This window comes from Celeribacter ethanolicus (assembly GCF_001550095.1).
In the GTDB taxonomy this organism is placed as follows: Bacteria; Pseudomonadota; Alphaproteobacteria; order Rhodobacterales; family Rhodobacteraceae; genus Celeribacter; species Celeribacter ethanolicus.
The window spans coordinates 1-21,927 of record NZ_LRUC01000043.1 but is presented as its reverse complement, the minus strand read 5'-3'; the positions used below and the strand labels follow the sequence as shown (position 1 = coordinate 21,927).

Annotated in this window: 22 protein-coding genes and 1 tRNA gene; 11 read left to right on the top strand and 12 right to left on the bottom strand. The window is 59.6% G+C overall.

The genetic code is table 11. The features are described 5' to 3' along the window. The first annotated feature begins 74 nt into the window (after window positions 1-74). Window positions 75-2,864 (top strand): bifunctional aconitate hydratase 2/2-methylisocitrate dehydratase, encoded by a 2,790-nt coding sequence (locus NH195_RS15710; protein ID WP_066709011.1) that lies wholly within the window; start codon window positions 75-77, stop codon window positions 2,862-2,864. 181 nt (window positions 2,865-3,045) lie between these two features. Beyond that, the gene (locus tag NH195_RS15705) at window positions 3,046-3,783 is read left to right on the top strand and encodes a DUF1223 domain-containing protein (RefSeq protein WP_238379780.1); all 738 of its coding nucleotides are present in this window, start codon (window positions 3,046-3,048) and stop codon (window positions 3,781-3,783) included. A gap of 23 nt (window positions 3,784-3,806) precedes the next feature. On the opposite strand, the gene NH195_RS15700 is transcribed toward NH195_RS15705, so the two are convergent. The 5 genes from NH195_RS15700 to purB all read right to left on the bottom strand — a co-directional run bounded on the left by NH195_RS15700 (window position 3,807) and on the right by purB (window position 8,530). Further along, window positions 3,807-4,760, bottom strand: a complete 954-nt coding sequence (locus NH195_RS15700; protein WP_066709008.1) for a lysophospholipid acyltransferase family protein — start codon at window positions 4,758-4,760, stop codon at window positions 3,807-3,809. Continuing rightward, window positions 4,757-5,662, bottom strand: a complete 906-nt coding sequence (locus tag NH195_RS15695) for a DMT family transporter (RefSeq protein WP_066709006.1) — start codon at window positions 5,660-5,662, stop codon at window positions 4,757-4,759. Before NH195_RS15695 ends, NH195_RS15700 begins: the two co-directional genes overlap by 4 nt. 80 nt (window positions 5,663-5,742) lie before the next feature. Next, window positions 5,743-6,822, bottom strand: coding sequence for a flagellar motor switch protein FliG (locus NH195_RS15690; RefSeq protein ID WP_338012218.1), 1,080 nt, complete (start codon window positions 6,820-6,822; stop codon window positions 5,743-5,745). 118 nt (window positions 6,823-6,940) lie between these two features. Further along, a complete protein-coding gene (locus NH195_RS21300) occupies window positions 6,941-7,105 on the bottom strand; it encodes a hypothetical protein (RefSeq protein WP_155846202.1) in 165 nt (54 codons plus the stop codon). Window positions 7,106-7,225: 120 nt separating this feature from the next. After that, entirely contained in the window at window positions 7,226-8,530 is a 1,305-nt protein-coding gene (purB, locus tag NH195_RS15685; RefSeq protein ID WP_066709001.1) for an adenylosuccinate lyase, read from the bottom strand. 105 nt (window positions 8,531-8,635) lie between these two features. On the opposite strand from purB, the gene NH195_RS15680 reads away from it, so the two are divergent. After that, window positions 8,636-9,199 carry a GAF domain-containing protein gene (locus NH195_RS15680; RefSeq protein WP_066708998.1) on the top strand — a complete coding sequence of 188 codons (564 nt, stop codon included), beginning with the start codon at window positions 8,636-8,638 and terminating at the stop codon, window positions 9,197-9,199. Window positions 9,200-9,205: 6 nt separating this feature from the next. Then, window positions 9,206-9,658, top strand: a complete 453-nt coding sequence (locus tag NH195_RS15675) for a DUF6314 family protein (protein ID WP_066708996.1) — start codon at window positions 9,206-9,208, stop codon at window positions 9,656-9,658. A gap of 316 nt (window positions 9,659-9,974) precedes the next feature. Here the strand turns inward: NH195_RS15675 and NH195_RS15670 are convergent, their stop codons facing one another. The 3 genes from NH195_RS15670 to NH195_RS15660 all read right to left on the bottom strand — a co-directional run bounded on the left by NH195_RS15670 (window position 9,975) and on the right by NH195_RS15660 (window position 12,309). Next, window positions 9,975-10,394 carry a DUF1284 domain-containing protein gene (locus tag NH195_RS15670; protein ID WP_066708994.1) on the bottom strand — a complete coding sequence of 140 codons (420 nt, stop codon included), beginning with the start codon at window positions 10,392-10,394 and terminating at the stop codon, window positions 9,975-9,977. 81 nt (window positions 10,395-10,475) lie between these two features. Then, a complete protein-coding gene (gene glnA / locus NH195_RS15665) occupies window positions 10,476-11,882 on the bottom strand; it encodes a type I glutamate--ammonia ligase (RefSeq protein WP_066708991.1) in 1,407 nt (468 codons plus the stop codon). 88 nt (window positions 11,883-11,970) lie between these two features. Further along, a complete protein-coding gene (locus NH195_RS15660; protein ID WP_066708988.1) occupies window positions 11,971-12,309 on the bottom strand; it encodes a P-II family nitrogen regulator in 339 nt (112 codons plus the stop codon). 172 nt (window positions 12,310-12,481) lie between these two features. Here NH195_RS15660 and NH195_RS15655 point away from each other — a divergent pair, with 172 nt between their 5' ends. Then, window positions 12,482-14,116, top strand: a complete 1,635-nt coding sequence (locus NH195_RS15655; protein WP_066708985.1) for a bifunctional ADP-dependent NAD(P)H-hydrate dehydratase/NAD(P)H-hydrate epimerase — start codon at window positions 12,482-12,484, stop codon at window positions 14,114-14,116. A 90-nt stretch (window positions 14,117-14,206) separates the two neighbouring features. On the opposite strand, the gene NH195_RS15650 is transcribed toward NH195_RS15655, so the two are convergent. Beyond that, window positions 14,207-14,527: a Hint domain-containing protein gene (locus tag NH195_RS15650; protein ID WP_066708977.1), complete on the bottom strand. Its 321-nt coding sequence runs from the start codon at window positions 14,525-14,527 to the stop codon at window positions 14,207-14,209. A gap of 143 nt (window positions 14,528-14,670) precedes the next feature. On the opposite strand from NH195_RS15650, the gene NH195_RS15645 reads away from it, so the two are divergent. After that, window positions 14,671-14,755 (top strand) — tRNA-Leu (locus NH195_RS15645). Between the two features lie 8 nt (window positions 14,756-14,763). On the opposite strand, the gene NH195_RS15640 is transcribed toward NH195_RS15645, so the two are convergent. Genes NH195_RS15640 through NH195_RS15630 form a run of 3 tightly spaced genes read right to left on the bottom strand, consistent with a single transcriptional unit; the run spans window position 14,764 to window position 16,291 of the window. Continuing rightward, entirely contained in the window at window positions 14,764-15,861 is a 1,098-nt protein-coding gene (locus tag NH195_RS15640) for a site-specific integrase (protein WP_081423972.1), read from the bottom strand. Continuing rightward, the gene (locus NH195_RS15635; protein WP_066708975.1) at window positions 15,858-16,061 is read right to left on the bottom strand and encodes a hypothetical protein; all 204 of its coding nucleotides are present in this window, start codon (window positions 16,059-16,061) and stop codon (window positions 15,858-15,860) included. Before NH195_RS15635 ends, NH195_RS15640 begins: the two co-directional genes overlap by 4 nt. 8 nt (window positions 16,062-16,069) lie before the next feature. Then, window positions 16,070-16,291 (bottom strand): helix-turn-helix domain-containing protein, encoded by a 222-nt coding sequence (locus tag NH195_RS15630; RefSeq protein WP_175580874.1) that lies wholly within the window; start codon window positions 16,289-16,291, stop codon window positions 16,070-16,072. Between the two features lie 58 nt (window positions 16,292-16,349). Here NH195_RS15630 and NH195_RS15625 point away from each other — a divergent pair, with 58 nt between their 5' ends. The 5 genes from NH195_RS15625 to NH195_RS15605 all read left to right on the top strand — a co-directional run. Next, window positions 16,350-16,793 (top strand): helix-turn-helix domain-containing protein, encoded by a 444-nt coding sequence (locus NH195_RS15625; protein ID WP_162265883.1) that lies wholly within the window; start codon window positions 16,350-16,352, stop codon window positions 16,791-16,793. A 10-nt stretch (window positions 16,794-16,803) separates the two neighbouring features. Continuing rightward, window positions 16,804-17,157 carry a hypothetical protein gene (locus NH195_RS15620; protein WP_066708970.1) on the top strand — a complete coding sequence of 118 codons (354 nt, stop codon included), beginning with the start codon at window positions 16,804-16,806 and terminating at the stop codon, window positions 17,155-17,157. 42 nt (window positions 17,158-17,199) lie between these two features. After that, window positions 17,200-18,732 carry a site-specific DNA-methyltransferase gene (locus NH195_RS15615; protein ID WP_066708968.1) on the top strand — a complete coding sequence of 511 codons (1,533 nt, stop codon included), beginning with the start codon at window positions 17,200-17,202 and terminating at the stop codon, window positions 18,730-18,732. After that, window positions 18,729-21,371, top strand: a complete 2,643-nt coding sequence (locus NH195_RS15610) for a DEAD/DEAH box helicase (protein ID WP_066708966.1) — start codon at window positions 18,729-18,731, stop codon at window positions 21,369-21,371. The genes NH195_RS15615 and NH195_RS15610 overlap by 4 nt, the downstream gene beginning before the upstream one ends. A 201-nt stretch (window positions 21,372-21,572) precedes the next feature. Next, window positions 21,573-21,927, top strand: a 355-nt coding sequence (locus tag NH195_RS15605) for a contractile injection system protein, VgrG/Pvc8 family (RefSeq protein WP_274377290.1), incomplete at its 3' end; no start/stop codon positions are given.

Below are 21,927 nucleotides of genomic sequence, written 5' to 3'. Positions count from 1 at the left end.
TTCGCGCCATGCTGGCGGTCCCGGCTTTCCCTCTTTCCGTCACCACCTTCTGTCACCAATTGTCAGGGACCGTCATGAGCTTGTACACCGACTACCTAACCGAGATCGAAACGCGCAAAGGCGAGGGGCTGCACCCGAAGCCCATCGACGATGGCGCGCTGGTTGCCGAGCTGATTTCCCTGATCGAAGACACGGGCAGCGAATACCGCAAGGACGCGCTGAACTTCTTCATCTACAACACCCTGCCGGGCACCACCTCGGCGGCGGGCGTGAAGGCGGCTTTCCTCAAGAAAATCATTCTGGGCGAGGTCACTGTCGCCGAAATCACCCCGGATTTCGCGTTTGAACTGCTGTCCCACATGAAGGGCGGGCCGTCCATCGAAGTGCTGCTCGACATCGCGCTGGGGGATGATGCCGCTCTGGCCGCCAAGGCCGCCGATGTGCTCAAGACCCAGGTCTTCCTCTACGAGGCCGACACGAACCGTCTGAAAGCCGCTTATGAGGCCGGCAACGCGGTCGCAAAAGACATTCTGGAAAGCTACGCCAAGGCCGAATTCTTCACCAAACTGCCGGATGTCGAAGAAGAGATCAAAGTCGTCACCTACATCGCCGCCGAGGGTGACATTTCCACCGACCTTCTGTCCCCGGGCAATCAGGCGCACTCGCGTTCCGACCGTGAGCTGCACGGCAAATGCATGATCACGCCGGAAGCGCAGGCGGAAATCCAGGAACTGCAAAAGAAACACCCCGAGGCCCGCGTCATGCTGATCGCGGAAAAAGGCACCATGGGTGTGGGCTCGTCCCGGATGTCCGGTGTGAACAACGTCGCACTCTGGACCGGCAAACAGGCCTCCCCCTATGTGCCATTCGTCAACATCGCCCCGGTCGTGGCCGGGACCAACGGCATTTCGCCGATCTTCCTCACCACCGTGGGCGTGACTGGCGGCATTGGCCTCGATCTCAAGAACTGGGTCAAGAAACTCGACGAGAACGGCAAGCCGGTTCTCGATGAGAATGGCGATCCGATCCTTGAGCAGAAATACTCTGTCGAGACCGGCAAGGTGCTGACCATCAACACCAAAGAGAAGAAACTCTACGATGCCGACGGCACCGAGCTGGCCGACGTCTCCTCCGCCTTCACGCCGCAAAAGGTCGAGTTCATGAAGGCCGGTGGTTCCTACGCCGTCGTCTTCGGCAAGAAACTTCAGACCATCGCTGCCGAGACGCTGGGCGTCGAAGCGCCGCTGGTCTTCGCGCCGTCGAAAGAGATCACCAACCCGGGTCAGGGCCTGACCGCCGTTGAGAAAATCTTCAACAAGAACGCTGTGGGCGTCAGTGCGAAAGAGCCGCTTCTGGCTGGCTCCGACGTGCGCGTCAAAGTGAACATCGTTGGCTCTCAGGACACCACGGGTCTGATGACCAGCCAAGAGCTCGAAGCCATGGCCGCAACCGTGATTTCGCCCTCCGTCGATGGCGCCTATCAGTCCGGCTGTCACACCGCTTCCGTTTGGGACAAAAAGGCTCAGGCCAACATTCCCAAACTCATGGCTTTCATGAACAAATTCGGCCTGATCACCGCGCGGGATCCGGAGAGCCATTATCACGCCATGACCGACGTGATCCACAAGGTCTTGAACGACATCACCGTGAGCGACTGGGACATCATTGTGGGCGGCGACAGCCACACCCGGATGTCCAAAGGTGTGGCCTTCGGCGCCGACTCCGGCACCGTGGCTCTGGCGCTGGCGACCGGTGAGGCGACTATGCCGATCCCCGAGTCTGTCAAAGTGACCTTTAAAGGTCAGATGAAAGATTACATGGACTTCCGCGACGTGGTGCACGCCACCCAAGCGCAGATGCTCAAGCAATGCGGCGACAACGTCTTCCAGGGCCGCGTGATCGAAGTGCACATCGGTACGCTTCTGGCGGACCAAGCCTTTACCTTCACCGACTGGACTGCGGAGATGAAGGCGAAGGCCTCGATCTGTATCTCCAATGACGACACGCTGATCGGCTCGCTGGAACTGGCGAAATCCCGCATTCAGGTGATGATCGATAAGGGCATGGACAACGAGGCGAAAACGCTTCAGGGCCTGATCGACAAAGCCGACAAGCGCATTGCCGAGATCAAATCCGGCGAGAAACCGGCACTGACCCCGGACGAGGGTGCGAAATACTTCGCCGAGGTTGTCGTGGATCTCGACCTGATCGACGAGCCGATGATTGCCGACCCGGACGTGAACAACGCCGACGTCTCCAAGCGCTACACCCACGACACCATTCGTCCGGTTTCCTATTATGGCGCCGAGAAGAAGGTGGATCTGGGCTTTGTGGGGTCCTGCATGGTGCACAAGGGCGACATGAAAATCGTCGCTCAGATGCTCAAGAACTTGGAGAAAGAGACCGGCAAGGTCGAATTCAAAGCGCCGCTCGTGGTCGCCGCACCGACCTACAACATCATCGACGAGCTGAAAGCCGAAGGTGACTGGGAAGTGCTGCAGAAATACTCCGGCTTCGAGTTCGACGATCTCTTCCCGAAAGCGCAGGCGCGCACCGAGTACGAGAACACGCTCTACCTCGAACGTCCGGGCTGTAACCTCTGCATGGGCAACCAGGAGAAAGCCGAGAAGGGCGACACCGTGCTCGCGACCTCGACCCGCCTGTTCCAGGGCCGCGTCGTGGAAGACAGCGCCGAGAAGAAAGGCGAAAGCCTTCTCGCGTCGACCCCGGTCGTGGTTCTGTCCGCCATTCTGGGCCGCACGCCGACGCTCGACGAGTACAAGAAGGCGGTCGAGGGCATCGACCTGACCAAATTCGCACCGCCGCTTCAGGTGCCGAGCACGGCAAAATCCGCGCATTTCTGATCGGATAGCAGAGCGCAAAATCTATGAAGGGCGGCAGAAATGCCGCCCTTTTCCTGTATTTTGGGACAGTTTCGCGGCTCTGTAACAGCTTCTCGCAAATCCTTGATTGGCCTCGGCGCCCATCCCGGCTTAGACCTGTAAGGCAACCGACGGAGCCTCTATGCGACAGATTCTGGCAGCCATGACCGATTTCCTCCCCCGATCCCGTGGGAGCCTTTTGGCCTTTGGCATGCTGGCATCGCTCACCGCCATGCCCGCGCTGGCCGACCCGGACGACAATCTCGTGGTGGTCGAGCTCTTCACTTCGCAGGGATGTTCCTCCTGTCCGCCCGCCGACGAAATGATGCGCGAGCTGGCGACGCGTGAGGGCATTCTGCCGCTGTCACTGCATGTCGATTACTGGGATTATATCGGCTGGCGCGATCATTTCGCCCAGCCGCAATTCACCATTCGCCAGAAATCCTACGCCCATGCCATCGGCAAACGCACGATCTACACGCCGCAGATCATCGTGCAGGGGGCGGATTTTCTCGTCGGAGCCAAGCCGATGCACCTCGCCGATATGGTCATGCATCAGATGAGCGCGCCGCCGGCGCCGGTCGATCTCACCGTGACCCGCGAGGGCGAGCGCCTGTCGATCACGGCGGTGCCCGAGGGGCCTCTGCCACCCGCGATGCGACTTCAGGTCGTGCGCTTCGATCCGCATGAGCGGGTCACCATCGAACGCGGCGAAAACGCCGGGCAAGTGGTGGATTACAGCAATATCGTCACCGAATGGCGACCGTTGGCGGAATGGAACGGGCTTGCGCCGCTGGCCGTGACGGTCGATGCGCGCGGGCCGGAAAGCGTTGCGGTGATCCTGCAGGCGGCAACCCCGACGGGACCTGGTCCGATCCTGGCGGCGAGCCGTCTCGACTGAGGCTCCCGCTTCGGCAGCTTGCCTTACTCTTCTCCCCGATCTTCCGCGGCGCGGCGTTTTTCGGCTTCGAGTTTCGCCTGTCTGCGCGCCTGTTTCTCAGGCTTCCAGCGGCGGTGAATCCAGAACCATTGTTCCATGTGCTGGCGCGTGATCGCTTCGAGACTGTCGTTGAGTGCCTGCGCCATCTCCTCGGGGGTGGAATGAGGGACGGGGGCCTCGACCTGTACCCGGAAATTCAACCCGTCCTCGAGCCGCACGCCATAGATCGGCACCAGAAGCGCGTCGTATTTCAAGGCGAGTTCCGCGGCCGACAGGGCGGTGGGTGCCGGTTGGCCGAAAAACGTCAGGAGCGCGCCTTGGTTGACATAGACATCCGAGAGAAACCCGATCATCCCGCCGGATTTCAGATGTTTGAGCAATTGCGCATAGCCCCGGCGTCCGCGCGGGAACAGCGGCTGGCCGATGGTGCCGATCGCCTTGACGTAATGTTCGTTGAAAAACTTGTTCTTCATCGGGTTGTAGAGCGACCCGACGTCATAGCCATGGGCGATTAGGGCGGCGCGTGGTACGTCGTAATTGCCGAAATGCCCGGTGTGCAGGATCACGGGGCGGCGATTGTCACGCGCCTCGCGCAGGATCTCGGCGCCGGGCCCCTCAAAGCGGATGTCCTTCATCCGGGCGATGAATTCGGGACCGGAATAGATCTCGATCAGGGTGCGCCCGGCATTGTCCGGCACCGCGCGCATCAGGCGTTTGACCTCCGCCTCCGGCATCTGCGGCAACACATGGCGCAGGTTGGCGCGCACCCGTGTGTTGTAGCCCGCGAGTGGCGCAAAGACATGTGCCATGAACCAGCCCATGGCACGCACGCGGCTGCGATAGGGCAGGGCAAGTGCCATGGACAAAAGCCCGCGCGTGGCGAGATTGCCAAGGTACTGCCCCAATGTGCCCTCGATCTCTCCGCGTTTAACCTTCATGGCTGCCCCATTTCCTCGGGCACGGGGTCTGCCGTGCCGTTCCTGCGTTCCCGGTGCCAGACATAGAGCCCGGCGGTCACGATCACAAGAGCACCGAGGACGGTCCAGCGGTCCGGCACCGTGCCGAAGACGAGAAGCCCCCAGCCAGCAGCGGCCAGAAGCCCGGCATAGGAAAACGGCGCGATGGCCGAGGCTTCCGCGACCGCATAGGCGCGGATCATCATCAATTGCCCGACCGTGCCGAGACAACCGATCAGCAGCATGAGCATCAGGGCCGTGCTGTCCGGGGCGATCCAGCGGAACGGTACAATCAGGCTCATGACCCCGGTGCAGATCAGCCCGGAATAGAGGAGCCCGGTGAGCGGGCTTTCCTTCAATCCGATGTAGCGGGTGGCCAGAGCGTAGCCCGCGAGACAGGCAGCGGTGCCCAGAGGCCAGAGCGAGGCGGGGGCGAATACCGCAGCACCCGGGCGGATGATGATCAGCGCACCGATCAGCGCTGCGACGATCCCTGTCATGCGGTGCGGTCCGACGGTTTCGCCCAGAAAAAGCGCCGCGCCGAGGGTGATGAACACGGGGGCCAGATCGGCGATGGCGGTGGTCTCCGCCAGACCCTGCGTGCGCAGCGCGCTGAAGAAACAGGCGGCGGCGCCCAGTTGCATCAGCCCGCGGGCCAGTTGCAGCCAGGGGTGTTCGGTCCTGAGCGCCCGTGTCAGTCGGGGCGCAAAGATCAGCACCAGCACCAGAAGCTGACCACCGTAGCGTGCCCAGAGCACCTGCGAAAGATCCACCCGCTGGCCCAGAAGCTTGGCGGTCATGTCCATCGAGGAGAAGACGGTGACGGAAATCAGCATGTAGAGAATGCCACGCGATTGCGCGGGCAGGCGGGAAAACCAGATCATCGGGCGACGCTAGGGGCGCGCGGCGGGTTTGTCCATACGATCAAATCGCCGCCGAACTGTGCCGTCGGGGGGGCGTGGGGTCAGTCGTCCCCGGTCAGAAGGAAAATCTCCCCGGTCGCTTCGAGATCGCGGATACCCGCAACCACGGCGTTCATCGCCTCTTCGGCATCGCTGTCCTTGACCTTGCCGAGATTGTCCATCTCTTCGCGCAGACTTTCGGCCATGCGTTTCGACATGTTCGTGAGGATGAATTCGGTGGAGGCCGCCGCCTCGCCGATGGCGCCTGCCAGCGCCTTGATCAGAATATCCTGTTCCACGGCGCGCACCACCTTGGCGACATCGCGCGGGTCGATGCGGGTGGCGATATTGGCATAGGTGAAGATGTTCTTGCGCACCTCGTCTGCGAAATTCTTGTCGGTTTCATCGAGCCCTTCGAGCACACCGTCCCGGGTGGTGGAGGACGAGAAGTTGAGGATCGCGCCGACCCGTTCCGGCGGCTCCTCGGGGAAGGCTGCGGAGGGTTGGGCGTCGAGTTGGGCGGCAAGCGAAATGCCGATGCGCTGCACCACCTCGGGGGAGACGCCGGAGGTCAGCGAGATCGCATAGGCGACACGGCGGGCGCGCTCGCCGGGCAGCATGGACATGAGCTGGGCGGCTTTCGAGACCTTGAGTTTCGACAAGAGCACCGCACCCACCTCGACGCTTTCCTCTTGCAGGATCGGCAAAAGCCGGGGGATTTCCACGTCGGAAATGCGTTGCCAAGGATCGCCGGTCAGGGAGAACCCGGCGTTCGAGCGCAGTTTCGAGGCGGTGGTGGGGGAGATCGTGCCATCGAGCACCTTCAGGGCGCCTTCGAGGCCACCGGGGAAGGAGAGGCCGATGGCCTCGATCTCTTCGAGGAATTCCTCGACGACGGAGGTGAGCGTGTGCTTGTCGATATAGCGCAGCTCGGTCAGTTGATGCGCCAGCTCGACCTGCAGCTCTTCGGGGAAATTGGCGAGCGGCAGTTTGACCTCCTGCGCGGCCAACAATTTGACGATGATCGCGGCCTTGGCCTTTTTCGACAGCCGTGCGGGCATGTGGGACGCGGGCGAGGGCATGTCGAAATCCATCATGCCGCCGAAATCGCCGAGATCGGGCAGGTTTCCCATGTCATTCATTTGCGGCAATCCGTCCACACGCGCCTCACTCGCGATTCAGTCCTTGGTTCTGCCCAGTATCGTTGATGAGGCTTAACGGGAGGTGACCGGTGGACGGAAATTTGCCGAAAATTGTGAGTTAGCCGACGATCTGCTCGACGCAGGTGCCGGTTTCCTTGTCCCAAGTGTAACCCTCAGCGCAGGAAGCGAGCTTTTGTTCATGCGGGCAGGTGAAATCCTGCGCGGCGAGCGGGTTGGAAAGGGGCATGAGCAGGGCGAGGGCGAGAAGCGTGTATTTCAACATGAAAATCTCCCGAAAGCGTGGTGGCCTTCGGGAGATCGTATCACAGAATCGGTGATTTTCTCAGGTTTTTGCACTTGGCGCTGTGTCGGGCTTAGTCGCCGAACACCCAGCCCGGCGAGTTTACTCGCCAAAAACCCGCTTGAAGATCGTGTCGACGTGTTTGGTGTGGTAGTCCATGTCGAATTTCGAATTGATCCCGTCGACGCCAAGGGCTGCGACCACGTCCTTGTCGGCCAGAAGCTGTTCGCGGAAATCGACGCGATCTTCCCAGACTTTCAAGGCGTTGCGCTGCACCATCGTATAGGCGTCTTCGCGCGACACACCGGCTTGGGTGAGCGCCAGCAACACGCGCTGCGACATCACCAGACCCGGGAATTTGTTCATATTGGTCAGCATGTTGTCCGGGAAGATCAGCATCTTCTCGACCACACCGGCGAGACGGTTGAGCGCGAAGTCCAAGGTCACGGTCGCATCCGGGCCGATGCCGCGTTCGACGGAGGAGTGCGAAATATCGCGCTCGTGCCAAAGTGCGACGTTCTCCATCGCGGGCACCACGGTCATGCGCACCAGACGCGCCAGACCGGTGAGATTTTCGGTCAGAACCGGGTTTTTCTTGTGCGGCATCGCCGAGGAGCCTTTTTGGCCCATGGAGAAGAATTCCGCGCCTTCGAGCACTTCGGTGCGCTGCATGTGGCGGATCTCGATGGCGATGTTTTCGATCGACGACGCAATCACGCCCAAAGTGGCAAAGAACATGGCGTGACGGTCACGCGGGATGACCTGGGTCGAAATCGGCTCCGGGCGCAGGCCCATTTTCTCGCAGACATGCTCTTCGACCGCCGGGTCGATATTGGCGAATGTGCCGACCGCGCCGGAAATTGCGCCGGTGGCAATCTCCCATTTGGCTTTTTCGAGACGATTCTTGTTGCGATCCATCTCGGCGTAGAAACGCGCGAAGGTCAGGCCCATGGTGGTCGGCTCGGCGTGGATGCCGTGAGAGCGACCGACGCGCACGGTATATTTGTGCTCCAGCGCGCGGGTCTTGAGCGCGGCCAGAACCTTGTCGACGCCGGCCAGAAGGAGGTCGGCGGCGCGCACGAGCTGGACGTTGAGACAGGTGTCGAGCACGTCGGACGAGGTCATGCCCTGATGGACGAAACGGGCCTCCTCAGAACCGACATGTTCGGCGAGGTGGGTCAGAAAGGCGATGACGTCATGCTTGGTGACAGCTTCGATCTCGTCGATGCGGTCGACGTCGAATTCGACATCCTTGGCTTTCCACACCGCATCCGCGTTTTCCTGCGGGATCACGCCAAGCTTGGCCTGAGCGTCACAGGCGTGGGCCTCGATCTCGTACCAGATCTTGAACTTGGTGGCGGGTTCCCAGATGTCGACCATCTCTTTGCGGGCATAACGGGGGATCATCGGCAGGCCTTTCCTATACAGAACGCGTTGCGGGTCTCTTACGGCGAAGGGGCTTCGCGCGCAAGCCGCCGTACCGTGCAAAACACTTTGGGACAGGGCCCGATCATGCTAGATTGCCGCAAGATGAAAGCCTTTCGCAACCGGCCCGATGTGATGGCTATGGCTCAGACCCGTTGCGAAGTGCTTTTCGGCTTTAGGGATGAGGCCATATTTCCCATGTTCGATTCCGGCGACCCTCAGGTGAGGGAGATCGCATTTTCTCTTCATGCGCAGATCGCACCCTCCGGTGTGCTGGCCTTTCGCGCCTTGCCGACAGCTTCGGGCACGCAGCTTGAGGTGCTTGCTAACACCGACCATCCGGTGGGGCGGCAGCTTGAACGCGTGCTGATGCCGGAGAACACCATCGGTCATCTGGTGGTCGACCTTGCCCGTGAGATTGTCAGCGACGACACTCTGGTGCATCCGCTGATCAAGGACACGGGGGCTGTCTCCGTGATGGGGATCATGGCTTATATCGGAGTGCCCTGTCGGTTCCGGGGGCAGGTGTTCGGCGGAATTTCCGCAGTCGACAGCCACCGCCGTCACTGGAGCCATGAAGAGGTGCAATTCGTGCGTGACAGTGCCCGTGCGCTCGAATGCCTCGCCAAGGCGCGACACGGCGGGCTATAAGGCAGCATGATCACACTGGACGATTTCGCGGGCATGTGGCGGCTGTCCCGACACATTGAGGATGCTCTGGCGGGGGGCACGGCGCGGCTTGAGGGCTATTGCCGGTTTGACCGCGATGGCGAGGGGCTGCTCTGTACCGAAGGCGGGACTTTGACGGTGCCGGGGCAGGCGAGCCTCTCGGCGGAACGGCGCTATCTCTGGCGCAGCGATCCGGCGGGGATCGCGGTCTTTTTCGACGATGGCCGGTTCTTTCACCGCTTCGATCCGAACGCAGCAATCCCACGGGCCGATCACGATTGTGCCCCGGATGCCTATGCTGTGCGCTACGATTTCTCCGGCTGGCCGCTCTGGACGGCAGAGTGGCGGGTCAAGGGCCCGCGCAAGGACTACGTAAGTGTCTCGCAATTCAGCCGTCGCAGGCGCAGCCCGGAGGCTGATGACAGGCCTTGTCGCGACTGATGCAACTGTTGCCGCAGGCTTTGCCCTTGCGGCACACTTTGCAGCAGGCGGCGAGGTAGAGCGTTGCCCCGTTCTGCGCCTCAGGTGACAACAGGTTTTGCAAGAGATCGGGCCGGAGTTCTGACTGGTGGTCGGGCGTCGTGGATCTTGGAGTGCTGTCAGCGAAAGCTGCGACAGGAGCGAGCAGGCAAAGGGCCAGGAGAAGGGGTTTCATGGCAATGGGTCCGTTAAAATGACGTCCGATCTTAACAAAGGTTAACAAAAGGTAAACGATTCACCGGACGGAAGCGCGTGCTCGCCGGTCAGAGGCGGGTGATCAGCTCAAGAGACGGACATTCGAAAACCCGGACCGGGCAACTTGCGTGCACAGATCGGACCATTCGCAGCCCCGGCAGGCGGTTCGGACATCGCCTTGGGCAAAGGCGGCCCTCAGCGTCGCGAGTCTCTCGGGGCCAAGCACCAGTTTGGCGCCCGGAGAGATGCCCTGCTCCAGAACCCGGCCCACTTCCCGCGCCGCCAATGCATCCCGTGAGATCACCGAACTGCCGTGGCAATGTTCGCTCATATTACAGGCAATGGGGGCGCAAATATCGTCCGGGCCCTCCACGATTTCGATCTCTTCGCCTGCGTTCAACCGCGCGACGATCCGGTCGTAGCCTGCGACGAAGGCGGGGGAGTACCCTTTGCCGACATAGGTGAGCAGACAGAGGAGATGATGCGGGCGCAGGTGGATCATGGGGAGAGATAGCCCGAGAGAAGAGCAAAAGAAAAGGGCCCCGAGAGGGAGCCCTTTCCAAGTCTGAAGACCGATGCCCGCTTAGCAGGAGTAGTACATTTCGTACTCGACCGGGTGCGGGGTGTGTTCGAAGGCGTAGACCTCTTCCCACTTGAGGTCGATGTAACCTTCGACCTGGCTCTTGGTGAACACGTCGCCGGCGAGCAGGAAGTCCATGTCTTTTTCCAGCTCTTCGAGCGCTTCACGCAGCGAACCGCAGACGGTCGGGATCTCGGCCAGTTCTTCCGGCGGCAAATCGTAGAGGTCTTTGTCCGACGAGGGGCCCGGATCAATCTTGTTCTTGATGCCGTCGAGGCCAGCCATCAGCAGGGCGGCGAAGCAAAGATACGGGTTCGAGGACGGGTCGGGGAAGCGGGCTTCCACACGTTTCGCTTTCGGGGATTCCGCCCACGGAATACGCACGCAGCCAGAGCGGTTACGGGCGGAATACGCACGCAGAACCGGAGCTTCGAAGCCCGGGATCAGACGCTTGTAGGAGTTGGTGGACGGGTTGGTGAAGGCGTTGAGCGCTTTCGCGTGCTTCAGGATGCCGCCGATGAACCACAGGGCTTCGTCGGAGAGATCGGCATATTTGTCGCCAGCGAAGAGCGGCTTGCCGTCTTTCCAGATCGACATGTTCACGTGCATGCCCGAGCCGTTGTCGCCTTTGATCGGTTTCGGCATGAAGGTCGCGGAACGGCCATAGGCCAGAGCCACGTTGTGGATCACGTATTTGTATTTCTGAAGGTTGTCGGCCTGTTCGGTGAGCGTGCCGAAGATCATGCCGAGTTCGTGCTGCGACGTTGCCACCTCGTGGTGGTGTTTGTCGACCTTCATGCCCATGTTGGCCATGGTGGTCAGCATTTCGCCACGGATGTCCTGGCCGTCGTCGGACGGGTTCACCGGGAAATAGCCACCCTTGTAGCCCGGACGGTGACCGAGGTTGCCCATTTCGAATTCGGCGTCGGTGTTCCAGGCGGCGCCGTCGGCGTCGATTTCATAGGCCACCTTGTTCGGGGTCACGGCGTAACGCACGTCGTCGAACAGGAAGAATTCGGCTTCAGGACCGCAGTAGAACGTGTCGCCGATGCCGGAGGATTTCAGGTAGGCCTCGGCGCGCTGCGCACAGCCGCGGGGGTCGCGGTCGTAGGATTCGCCGGTGTCCGGCTCGACCACGGTGCAGTGCACGCAGAGGGTTTTCTCGGCGTAGAACGGGTCGATGTAAACAGACGCAGGGTCCGGGATCAGTTTCATGTCGGACTGGTCGATCGACTTCCAGCCGGCGATGGAGGAGCCATCGAACATGAAGCCTTCTTCGAAGAAGTCTTCGTCCACTTCGGTGTGGCGCAGCGTCACGTGCTGCAGCTTACCGCGCGGGTCGGTAAAACGGACGTCGACGTACTGGACGTCTTCGTCTTTCATGGTCTTGAGAACGTCTTGGATGCTCATAATTCGACCTTATCCCTTTGGTTGAGTTATTGCGTTTGTGGCGAGAGGCGTGTGGCCAGGGTCCCCTGCAACACGCCCGGCGCCTCCCTTACAGCGCGTCTTCGCCAGACTCGCCAGTGCGGATACGGATCGCCTGTTCGACAGGCGAGACGAAAATCTTGCCGTCGCCGATCTTGTCGGTCTTGGCCGCGGTCACGATCGCCTCGATGGCGCCGTCGACCTGATCGTCGGAGAGGACGACCTCGATTTTCACTTTCGGCAGGAAGTCCACGACATATTCCGCGCCGCGGTACAGCTCCGTGTGGCCTTTCTGGCGCCCGAACCCTTTGACCTCGACCACGGAAAGACCTTGCACGCCGATCTCTTGCAGCGCCTCTTTCACTTCGTCGAGCTTGAAGGGCTTGATCACAGCTTCGATCTTTTTCATGGACCTTCGACTCCCTAAACTTCGTTCGCTGACTGTCAGACCATTTCTCTTATGCGGTCACAATCGACTAACCTGAGGGGGCGTAAAACGCCCACAGGATTCGCATATGCATGCACAATATTTGTGCCAAGCGAGTTTAAAAAGGGCATTTTGAAAACTTTTGAGGCAAAACATGGCAGAATTGCTGACCAGTGCACAAATGCGCGCCGTTGAGAAGGCGGCCATCGACAGCGGGGAGGTCACCGGGCTGGAGCTGATGGAGCGCGCGGGCGCGGGCGTCGTCGCGGCGGTTTTCGAGGAATGGCCGGAACTGGCGCTCTCTTTGTATAAAGCCGTTGTCCTCTGCGGGCCTGGCAACAACGGCGGCGACGGATTCGTCATCGCGCGCCTGTTGAAGCAACGCGGCTGGGAGGTGGAGGTGTTCCTCTATGGCGATCCTGAGAAACTCCCGCCGGATGCGAAGGTGAATTATGAGCGGTGGGGGGAGTTGGGGGAGGTGTCACCTGCCCCAGAGGGATTTTGGTTGCCTAGCTGCAATCTTTATATCGACGCGCTTTTTGGTACCGGACTGACACGGTCTATTTCAAAAAGTATCTCGTATACGCTTAGCTATCTCCATAAGCATAATCCTCACTTCCGTGCAGTTTCTGTTGATATACCCTCGGGCCTTTGTGCTGATAGCGGTACCTCTCTGGGCGGGGTTTGCGCGAAAGCAGACTTGACCGTAACCTTTCACAAACAAAAAATTGGCCATTTCTTAGGACGGGGACCGTTTGTTTGCGGAAAAATTACCGTTTGCGATATTGGCTTGCCGGTGCCGAAGTTTAAGTCTGTCGAGGATATAATTGCCGCTATAAATGCCCAAAAACCTCTGACATCAGAGGAGGCACAGGCACAATTCTCAAAGTCAAAAACCGATGAGATTTTGCGTGTGCGACTGGTCGGACGACCAGAGCCTTATCATCTCAGAAAAGACACATTTTCAATTCGGTCGAACCAAAATCACAAATACACCCACGGCCACGCCCTGATCCTCTCCGGTCTCTCCGGCAAAACCGGTGCCGCCCGTCTCGCCGCCCGCGCCGTTCTACGTGTCGGCGCGGGGCTCGTCACTCTCGGCACCCCGCACGAGGCCGTCACAGAAGTCGCCGCCCAGATCACCGCTATCATGCTCACCGAAATCGACACGCCGGAAATCCTGTCGCGTGTACTGACCGACAAACGCCTCAACGCGCTCTGCATTGGCCCCGGTTTCGGCGTCGAACGGGCGCTGGAGTTCCTGCCCTATGCGCTCGCCGCAAAACGCGCCACCGTGCTTGATGCCGATGCGCTCACGGCGCTTGCGCAAAGCGAAACCGGATTTGCCGACCTGCACGAAACCTGTGTCCTCACGCCCCACGCAGGCGAGTTCAAACGCCTCTTCCCCGACATCGCCGCCAAACTCGCGGAACCACCCACCAAAGGTCCCGCCTACAGCAAAGTCGACGCCACGCGCGAGGCTGCCAAACGTGCGGGCTGCACCGTGCTGTTCAAAGGCCCCGATACCGTGATCGCCAGCCCTGACGAACGATGCTCGATCAATGCCGCCGTCTATGATCGCGCCGCGCCGTGGCTCGCGACCGCTGGCTCCGGCGATGTCCTTGCGGGGCTGATCACCGGTCTCCTGGCGCGCGGGCTTGCCCCACATCATGCTGCGGAAACCGCCGCCTGGCTCCATGTCGAAGCGGCCCGCAGCTTTGGCCCCGGTCTGATCGCTGAGGACCTGCCCGAAGAATTGCCAAAGGTCTTCCGGGCGCTGGGGCTCTGACTTTCGGTTTCCTTTGCTGCCACAAATACTCAAAACAAAAGCCGCCTCGAAAGGGCGGCTTTTTATTACATCGCTCAGACTGCGTAAAAATCAGGCGGCGAAGGGTACTCCCGTCTCGCTCATCACCATCAGCCCGTCGGCATAGATGATTTCTTCACGCTCGAAGGTCAGCTTGAACCTCTTCGGTGCGGGTGTGTCTATGCCCAAAAGAGTCCGCATGCCGGCCCGTGTGATCACACGATCTCCGGGTTCGAGAAACTCGACCGGCAGGATGCCATCGGCGGTCATCACCTTGGTGCCAAGGGGCAAGCCCTTGTCGTGATTGGGTAAAATGTCACGCACGTGGAGCGGTCTCGACGGATTTCGCCCGCCGTCCTGCTCATGATCGTGCCCGCTGCCTTTATAGGTCATGTCAGGGCCTCTGAATGTCTCTGCCTCATATGGTCCCGAGAATATGGTAATTTTGTGTTAACGCACAGGATTTTCTTGGCTCGCCGCCTCGCGGGCGATTGGCTCTTTTCCTAGTGTTGCGCTTTTGCTATCAGCACGCTCATGCGGGTGTGGCGAAATTGGTAGACGCACCAGATTTAGGTTCTGGCGCCGCAAGGCGTGGGGGTTCAAGTCCCTCCACCCGCACCATATTGAAATTATTGATCATTCTTGGGTTCCTCCTCTGTCTGATCCTGCGACCCAGGCAAAGTTTCGCAATTTGTTTCGCACTTTCCCGGTTTGTCGCTGTTTCGTTCCCGCTTCTGCTGAGCCCGCTTCGACGCCTTTTTCTGATCCGCGCCCGAGGCATATTTCTGAGCCATCTCTAGGGTCTTGTGCCCTGTGACGGCTTGGATGTCGCGGATATCGACACCAGCATCAGCCATCTCCTTGGCCGCCGTGTAGCGCCATCCGTGGGGCACCAGCCTGTCCTCCCCTTCCTTGACGCCAATCGCTTCGCGCACGTTCTCTACGGCCTTCTGCACCTGCCGCTTGCCAAGCGGCTCGGTCGCGGTCTTGGCAAGGATGTGCTTTCCGCGCCGGGGAAGCCCAGCAAGATAGGCCTGCAACCGCGCCGGGCAGTAAACGTCGATCTTAGCGCCCGTCTTTTGCTGAACGACCGACATATATTCACCGTCGAAATTATCCCACTTCATCGCCACGCAATCCCCGAGCCGCTGGCCCGTGCCGATCGCAAGCTCATAGATTGTCCGAGCGACCGACAGACCATGATCTTCACAGTGGCGCTCATAGGCTTCCAGTTTGGCCACAGGCCACGCCTGATAAGAGCCCCCCTTCAGCTTGCGGATGTTTGCCACTGGATTGCGGTCAACCCATTCAAGATCCATTGCCCGCTGCATGAGGATCGACAGCACAGCGATCCGCTCGTTAGCCTTTGACCAAGTGTCTTTAAGCTCATCTCGCACACGCAGCGCATCGGCTCGCTTGAAGTGCCGCACATCCTTTGAACCATTTTTCTCACGGATATCTTCGCAATGACGGCGATAGTTCTTCTTTGTGTCATCGCCCAATTCCTTAAACTCGGCACTGGAATAGTAACTGACGATCAGCGCTTCCCACGTAGTTTTGACGATCCGCTTGCTCTTCCCGTTACGAATAGCCCAGTATTTCAGGGCGAATTCCTCGGTATCAGGGTCGTCAGGCAACCGCTCCCGAAACCTGCCTTTACGAAAATAGATGTAGGTTCTGCCTTTGACGGTCTTGAATTCGAGATAAGGAAGATTGGGGCGCTTCATACCACAAACGCCTCCGGCTCAATTTTGCTGCCCGTCAGGACCGCCTCGATCTCGGCCACCACCCAGAGGGTGTGCTTTCCTAGCTGGATCGGCGGTGGGAGTGCGCCTTGTTCGACGAGAAACAGGAACTCCCTAACGGTCATCGACAACATCCGCGCCGCGCCTTTCGCCTCTACGGCGAGCCTGTTGAGTTTGACCATAACTGACCTCACTCGGTTTTGGCAGCGGACTTGTCGAGGACAGGCTTTCGTTGCTGCGGCTCGACCATGCGGGCGTTCAGAAACTCATCCATCGCCCCGTCTGGCACGAAGTACAGTCCACCAATCTTCACATGACGAAGTTGCCTCGTTGAGATCAGCGACCGGACACGGCGTTCAGGCCAGCCGAGGCGTTGCGCCAGCTCCTTTGGGGTCTCCAGATTATTTTGCATGGCGAATCCTCGAAAAATCGTAGACTATTTGCAGAAATCGAGACGAATCCAATTGGAAATGTATCGCCTCGAATTTAAGGTACACAATTCGATACTGGATGCAAGTCTAATGACAATTGCGAAGCGACTCGCCCATTTCCGAAAAAGCCTTGGCAAAACACAGATCCCCTTTGCGGAGGAACTCGGCGTCTCGCAATCGGCGTACAAAAACTATGAACGCGAGGCGACCGAACTGCCGATCAGCCTCGCGGTCAAACTGTGCCAGGACTACGACCTGTCGGCGGAATGGCTGCTGCTTGGGCGGGCGGGCATGACGACCAAGATGACGGACGAGATCATCGAAAGTGCCGTTGTGGTGACGCGTGAATTCCTGACCGAACACGGGTTGGACGTGCCGCCGGAAAAAGAGGCGAAGATTGTCCGATACCTGGTTCGCAAGATGTCCGAGACGGGCAAGCTGAACCCGGCGGAATGTGAAGAAATTATCAGATTGGCAATTTGAAGAGAGGCTTATGTCCACACCGGAAGAAATAAGACAGGTCATGCGCGAGGCTCTTGAACGGCAGCGCACACAGGTGCTTGCAACGATGTCGGCCAGTGATCAGCGCCTTGTGAACATTGCGCCCAAGCCAGAGTTGGAAAATGCACGGGCCAAGGCGCGGTCGGCATTCCGCAACGCGTTGTATTGGCCCATGGCGCAGGCCAGCGCGGCAGGTGCCATTATGGGCTACGCCTTCGTCCTCGCCGCACTGGCCAGCTTGAGCGGTCATGCCCCCAATCCACTGACAGCCCCCGTCGCGTCCGTCAGCGGGCTTGTAGCCCTGCTGTCGCTGGCGCAATTTGCCTATCTGATCCACAGCCGATAACGACCCGGCGCAGCCGCGCCCAAGACTGAAAGAGCAGACCTCATGCCCACCCTACGCTGGTTGACCCGAGACGACGATGTGCGCGCCGCTGAGAAGGTGCCTTACCGCCTGTTGGAGGAGGCCCCTGAGCTGGGCTATGGCGACCGGGATGCGGGCAATATGCTCATTCAGGGCGATAACCTAGAGGCGTTGAAGGCCTTGCTGCCCTATTACGCGGGTCAGGTGAAATGCATCTATATCGACCCGCCCTATAACACCGGATCGGCGTTTGAGCATTACGACGACAATTTGGAGCATTCGCAATGGCTGGCGATGATGTGGCCAAGGCTGGAATTGCTGCGCGAGTTGCTGGCCGAGGATGGCTCAATCTGGGTGAGCATTGATGACCGGGAGGGGCATTACCTAAAGGTCATCATGGATGAGGTGTTCGGGAGAAAAAACTTCATCACAAACGTGATTTGGAGAAAGAACTACGCCCCCAAGTCGTCGGCGAAGTACTTTTCCGAAGACCATGACCATATCCACGTCTATGCGAAGAAACGTGAAAGCTTCGTTCCCAACCCAATGCCCAGAACGGCCGAACAAGACAAGGTCTACAAGAACATGGACGATGACCCGAGAGGTCGCTGGCGTCCCGACAATCTGTCTGCGCGAAATCCATATAGCCTTGGCATTTACCCAGTGACGACCCCCGGTGGTCGGTTGATTGAGGGGCCGCCAGCCGGGCGATACTGGGCAATTAGCAAAGACAAACTCGAAGCACTCGATGCAGACAACCGCATTTGGTGGGGTAAAGATGGCAATGGAGTTCCTTCGTTGAAGCGTTTCTTGTCAGAAGTAAAGCAAGGGCGGGTTCCCCAAACTTTCTGGCCCTATGAAGAGGTTGGGCACACGCAAGATGCAAAGAAAGAGACAGTCGCGATTTTTGGCTCTGAGGTCTTTGCAACTCCAAAGCCTGAGCTCTTAATTCAAAGGGTTTGCCAGATCGCCACCAACCCCGGCGACCTCGTGCTCGACAGCTTCCTTGGCTCCGGCACCACTGCCGCCGTGGCACAAAAGATGGGGCGGCGCTATATCGGCGTCGAAATGGGCGACCATGCTGCTACACATTGCGCGCCGCGTCTGCAAAAGGTGATCGACGGCGAACAGGGCGGGATTTCCGAAGCTCAGAATTGGGAAGGCGGCGGCGGGTTCCGCTTTTACCGTCTCGGCCCGCCGGTCTTTACCGAAGATGGGCAGATCCAGCCCGATATCCGCTTTCCCGTACTGGCCGCCCATATCTGGTTCGCGGAAACCGGCAGTCCGTGGTCGGAACCGCATCCTCTCACGCCCTTCCTTGGCGCGCAGGAGGGCCGAGGCTATGCGCTTTTGTACAACGGCATTCTTGGCGACAAATCGGTTTCGGGCGGCAACGTCCTGACCCGCAAGACGCTGGCCGTGATCCGCGCGGCACAGGGCGATTTTACCGGCCCGCTGACCGTCTATGGCGAGCGCACGGCGCTGTCCGAGGCGACCTTGAAGGCCGAGCAGATCGAATTCAAACAAACCCCTTATGACGTGAAGGCCCGCAGATGAAGCTCAAGCAGTATCAAAAGGAGTCCCTGAAAACGCTGCGCCGGTTCTTTGAAGAGGCCCGCATCACCGGCCCCAAACCGGCCTATGAGGCGTTGACGGCAGAACCGGAGCTGGCGAAACGGCTCAAGGGGTACGCGGCGGGCTACAAGCCGATCAAGGCGCTGCCAGAGGTGCCCTATGTCTGTCTGCGCCTGCCCACGGGCGGCGGCAAGACGATCTTGGCTGCGCATTCCATCACCGTGGCCAAGGATGCCTGGGTCGAAAAGGATTTCCCGCTGGTGCTGTGGCTGGTGCCAACGAACACCATCCGCATCCAGACCGCCGAGGCGCTGAAGAACCCGCGCCACCCTTACCGGCAAGTGCTGGACGAGGCGTTCGAAGGTCGCGTGCGGGTGTTCGACATTGGTGATTTCACACAGATCACGCCGCATGACCTGCGCTCGAACCTCTGTGTCGTGGTCGGCACGATCCAGACGCTGCGCGTCAGCAATACCGATGGGCGCAAGGTTTACGCTCATCACGAGATGCTGGAGGGGCATTTCAGCACCGTGCCGCCCAACACGCCGGGACTGGAGCGGACCGAGGCCGGAGGCATCCGGTTCAGCTTTGCTAATCTGATGCATCTTCATCGCCCGCTTGTGATCATGGACGAGGCGCATAAGGCGGGCTCGAGCCTGAGCCAGGAGGTCTATGAGCGGATCAACCCGAGCGCGTGCATCGAATTCACTGCCACGCCCAAGGGCTTCAACAACATTCTTCATTCCGTGACAGCGCAGGAGTTGAAGGATGAAGAGATGATCAAGATGCCGGTGGTGCTGGACGAGGCGGAGACGTGGCAGGGCGCGGTGAACTCCGCCATCCTGAAACGCGCCGAGTTGCAGGAGTACGCCGATCTGGACCGGGAGGGCTATATCCGGCCCATCGTGTTGTTTCAGGCCCAGAAGAAGGGCGAAGAGGTCACGGTCGATGTGCTGAAACAGCACCTGATCGACAATGAGAATATTGACCCGGCCAAGATCGCCGTGGCGACTGGCGCGCAACGTGATCTGGACGGGATCGACCTGTTCAAGCCCGACTGCCCGATTGAATATGTCATCACCATCGAGGCCCTGAAAGAAGGCTGGGATTGTTCCTTTGCCTATGTGTTCTGCTCGCTGGCCAATATTCGCAGCAGCACGGACGCCGAGCAGCTTCTGGGCCGCGTGCTACGGATGCCCTATGCCAAGAAGCGGAAGGAACCGACGCTAAACAAGTCCTACGCCAAGCTGGTGTCGAAGCATTTCTCTGAGGCCGCTGTCAGTCTGCGCGACAAGCTGGTCGATATGGGGTTCGAAGAGGGCGAGGCGGAAGACAATATCGAGGCAGAGCAGCCGGGGCTTGATGACGGGCTGTTCGGGCGGCAAACCCGGCCGCGCCCGACAATGACGGTGGAGCTGGACGCCTCCGAGGCGGAGCGCAAGGAGATCGGAGGTGTCGCGCCAGGCAAGATCACGGTGTCGGCGGGAGATGACGGCAAGACCCGGATCGAGTTCACCGGCGTGCCCAAGCCCAAGGATGAAGAGCGACTGTTCAAGACGGCCCCTGAGCGCCTGCATGGCGTGCTGCGTGAGAAACTGGATGCGTTCAAGGCGCAGCACGCCGACGATCTGGCTCCCGCCCATCTTGGTGAAGAATTCACCGTGCCGCGCCTGATGGCGCATGTGCAGGGTGAGCTGGTCTTTGGCGATACCGATATCCTGATGGAATATCACGATTGGTCGCTGGCCAATTACCCGGCGCGACTGACCAAGGCAGAGTTCGATATTGTCGAGACGACCAACACCTTCGAGATCGATCTAGACGGCAACCACCTGTCAATCTCGGCGGCGGACAGTTCCGAGCAGCTTTCCCTGGACATCGACGTAGACGACTGGACGCCGAACTCGCTGGTGCGCTGGCTGGACGGTAAGGTGCGCGACCCATGGATCGGACAGGCGGAGCTTCTGGCCTGGCTGAGTGATGTGGTCACCCATCTCACCCGCGACCGGGGCATCCCTCTGTCGCAGCTGATGCGCTGCAAGTTCGTCCTGGCACGCAAGCTGAACGAGAAGATCCGGGGCTTCCGCCAGATGGAGCGCGACAAGGTTTACCAGATGAACCTGTTCGGCCCCGAGGCGCGAGTCGAGGTGTCTTTCGATGACGGCATCCGGTTCTTCGATGAGATGTATTTCGACGTGCAGAAGTATCGCGGCATGTACAAGTTCAAGCACCACTTCACGGGGCCGGACGAGGTGCCGACCTTCGATAGCAAGGACGGCGGCGAAGAGGTCAAATGCGCCCTGGCGCTGGATGCCTTGCCGGGCCTGAAATACTGGACCCGGAATGTCAGCAGGCACCCGAATTCATTCTCCCTGCCGACCTCAACCGACAAGTTCTACCCGGATTTCGTGGCCGTCATGGAGGATGGCCGTCTCTTGGTGGTCGAATACAAGGGCAAGCAGTTGTCCCCCGAGGAAAGTCGCGACAGCCGCGAGAAAGAGCTGATCGGCCAGCAATGGGCTAAAGCGTCAGCAGGTAAGGCGGTCTTCGTCATGGCAACAATGGAACGTGGCGATCCGAAGGAGGTACGGGTGCAGGTGATGGCGGCTTTAGGGAGATAGGGCGGATAACGGACATTCGTTGCTCGGCGCACGAATGTCCGGTTTGCGGATATGCCCGCTCACACCAAGTACGTTCTCTCGCTCATGGCACCACTCTCTCCATTTTCCCCTTGAGTTCAGTCTTCTAAAAACTAGGATCACCCTAATTCATTCATATTATTCCGGTATTCCCACATGTCATTCTTTTCTCAAACCTCCCGCATGGGTCGCCTGACCACCGCACTTGGCGAGGACGTTTTGGTTCTGATGCGCTTTGAAGGCGAGGAGCGGGTCAACGGGCTTTTCACCTACCACGTCGACTGTCTCGCCTCCGCCGATGATATTGATTTTGATGCGCTTTTGGGCACTCACGCCACCGTCACGCTGCGCACCCATGACGGCTCGGACAAGCCTTTCGATGGCATCATTTCCGAAGCGCGCTGGATGGGCGCGGGCGAAAACGGCCATCGTTATCGGCTGACCCTCAAGCCCTGGTTCTGGCTCGCCTCGCTCCGTCGCAACCAGCGGATTTTTCACAATAAAACCGTGGTTGACATCCTCACGGAGCTCCTCGGTG

Bases quoted from the DNA above. Each gene is read 5' to 3' on its own strand.
- NH195_RS15710 (WP_066709011.1), top strand. From the start codon at position 75: ATGAGCTTGTACACCGACTACCTAACCGAGATCGAAACGCGCAAAGGC.
- NH195_RS15705 (WP_238379780.1), top strand. From the start codon at position 3,046: ATGACCGATTTCCTCCCCCGATCCCGTGGGAGCCTTTTGGCCTTTGGC.
- NH195_RS15700 (WP_066709008.1), bottom strand. From the start codon at position 4,760: ATGAAGGTTAAACGCGGAGAGATCGAGGGCACATTGGGGCAGTACCTT.
- NH195_RS15695 (WP_066709006.1), bottom strand. From the start codon at position 5,662: ATGATCTGGTTTTCCCGCCTGCCCGCGCAATCGCGTGGCATTCTCTAC.
- NH195_RS15690 (WP_338012218.1), bottom strand. From the start codon at position 6,822: ATGAATGACATGGGAAACCTGCCCGATCTCGGCGATTTCGGCGGCATG.
- NH195_RS21300 (WP_155846202.1), bottom strand. From the start codon at position 7,105: ATGTTGAAATACACGCTTCTCGCCCTCGCCCTGCTCATGCCCCTTTCC.
- purB (WP_066709001.1), bottom strand. From the start codon at position 8,530: ATGATCCCCCGTTATGCCCGCAAAGAGATGGTCGACATCTGGGAACCC.
- NH195_RS15680 (WP_066708998.1), top strand. From the start codon at position 8,636: ATGCTAGATTGCCGCAAGATGAAAGCCTTTCGCAACCGGCCCGATGTG.
- NH195_RS15675 (WP_066708996.1), top strand. From the start codon at position 9,206: ATGATCACACTGGACGATTTCGCGGGCATGTGGCGGCTGTCCCGACAC.
- NH195_RS15670 (WP_066708994.1), bottom strand. From the start codon at position 10,394: ATGATCCACCTGCGCCCGCATCATCTCCTCTGTCTGCTCACCTATGTC.
- glnA (WP_066708991.1), bottom strand. From the start codon at position 11,882: ATGAGCATCCAAGACGTTCTCAAGACCATGAAAGACGAAGACGTCCAG.
- NH195_RS15660 (WP_066708988.1), bottom strand. From the start codon at position 12,309: ATGAAAAAGATCGAAGCTGTGATCAAGCCCTTCAAGCTCGACGAAGTG.
- NH195_RS15655 (WP_066708985.1), top strand. From the start codon at position 12,482: ATGGCAGAATTGCTGACCAGTGCACAAATGCGCGCCGTTGAGAAGGCG.
- NH195_RS15650 (WP_066708977.1), bottom strand. From the start codon at position 14,527: ATGACCTATAAAGGCAGCGGGCACGATCATGAGCAGGACGGCGGGCGA.
- NH195_RS15640 (WP_081423972.1), bottom strand. From the start codon at position 15,861: ATGAAGCGCCCCAATCTTCCTTATCTCGAATTCAAGACCGTCAAAGGC.
- NH195_RS15635 (WP_066708975.1), bottom strand. From the start codon at position 16,061: ATGGTCAAACTCAACAGGCTCGCCGTAGAGGCGAAAGGCGCGGCGCGG.
- NH195_RS15630 (WP_175580874.1), bottom strand. From the start codon at position 16,291: ATGCAAAATAATCTGGAGACCCCAAAGGAGCTGGCGCAACGCCTCGGC.
- NH195_RS15625 (WP_162265883.1), top strand. From the start codon at position 16,350: ATGTATCGCCTCGAATTTAAGGTACACAATTCGATACTGGATGCAAGT.
- NH195_RS15620 (WP_066708970.1), top strand. From the start codon at position 16,804: ATGTCCACACCGGAAGAAATAAGACAGGTCATGCGCGAGGCTCTTGAA.
- NH195_RS15615 (WP_066708968.1), top strand. From the start codon at position 17,200: ATGCCCACCCTACGCTGGTTGACCCGAGACGACGATGTGCGCGCCGCT.
- NH195_RS15610 (WP_066708966.1), top strand. From the start codon at position 18,729: ATGAAGCTCAAGCAGTATCAAAAGGAGTCCCTGAAAACGCTGCGCCGG.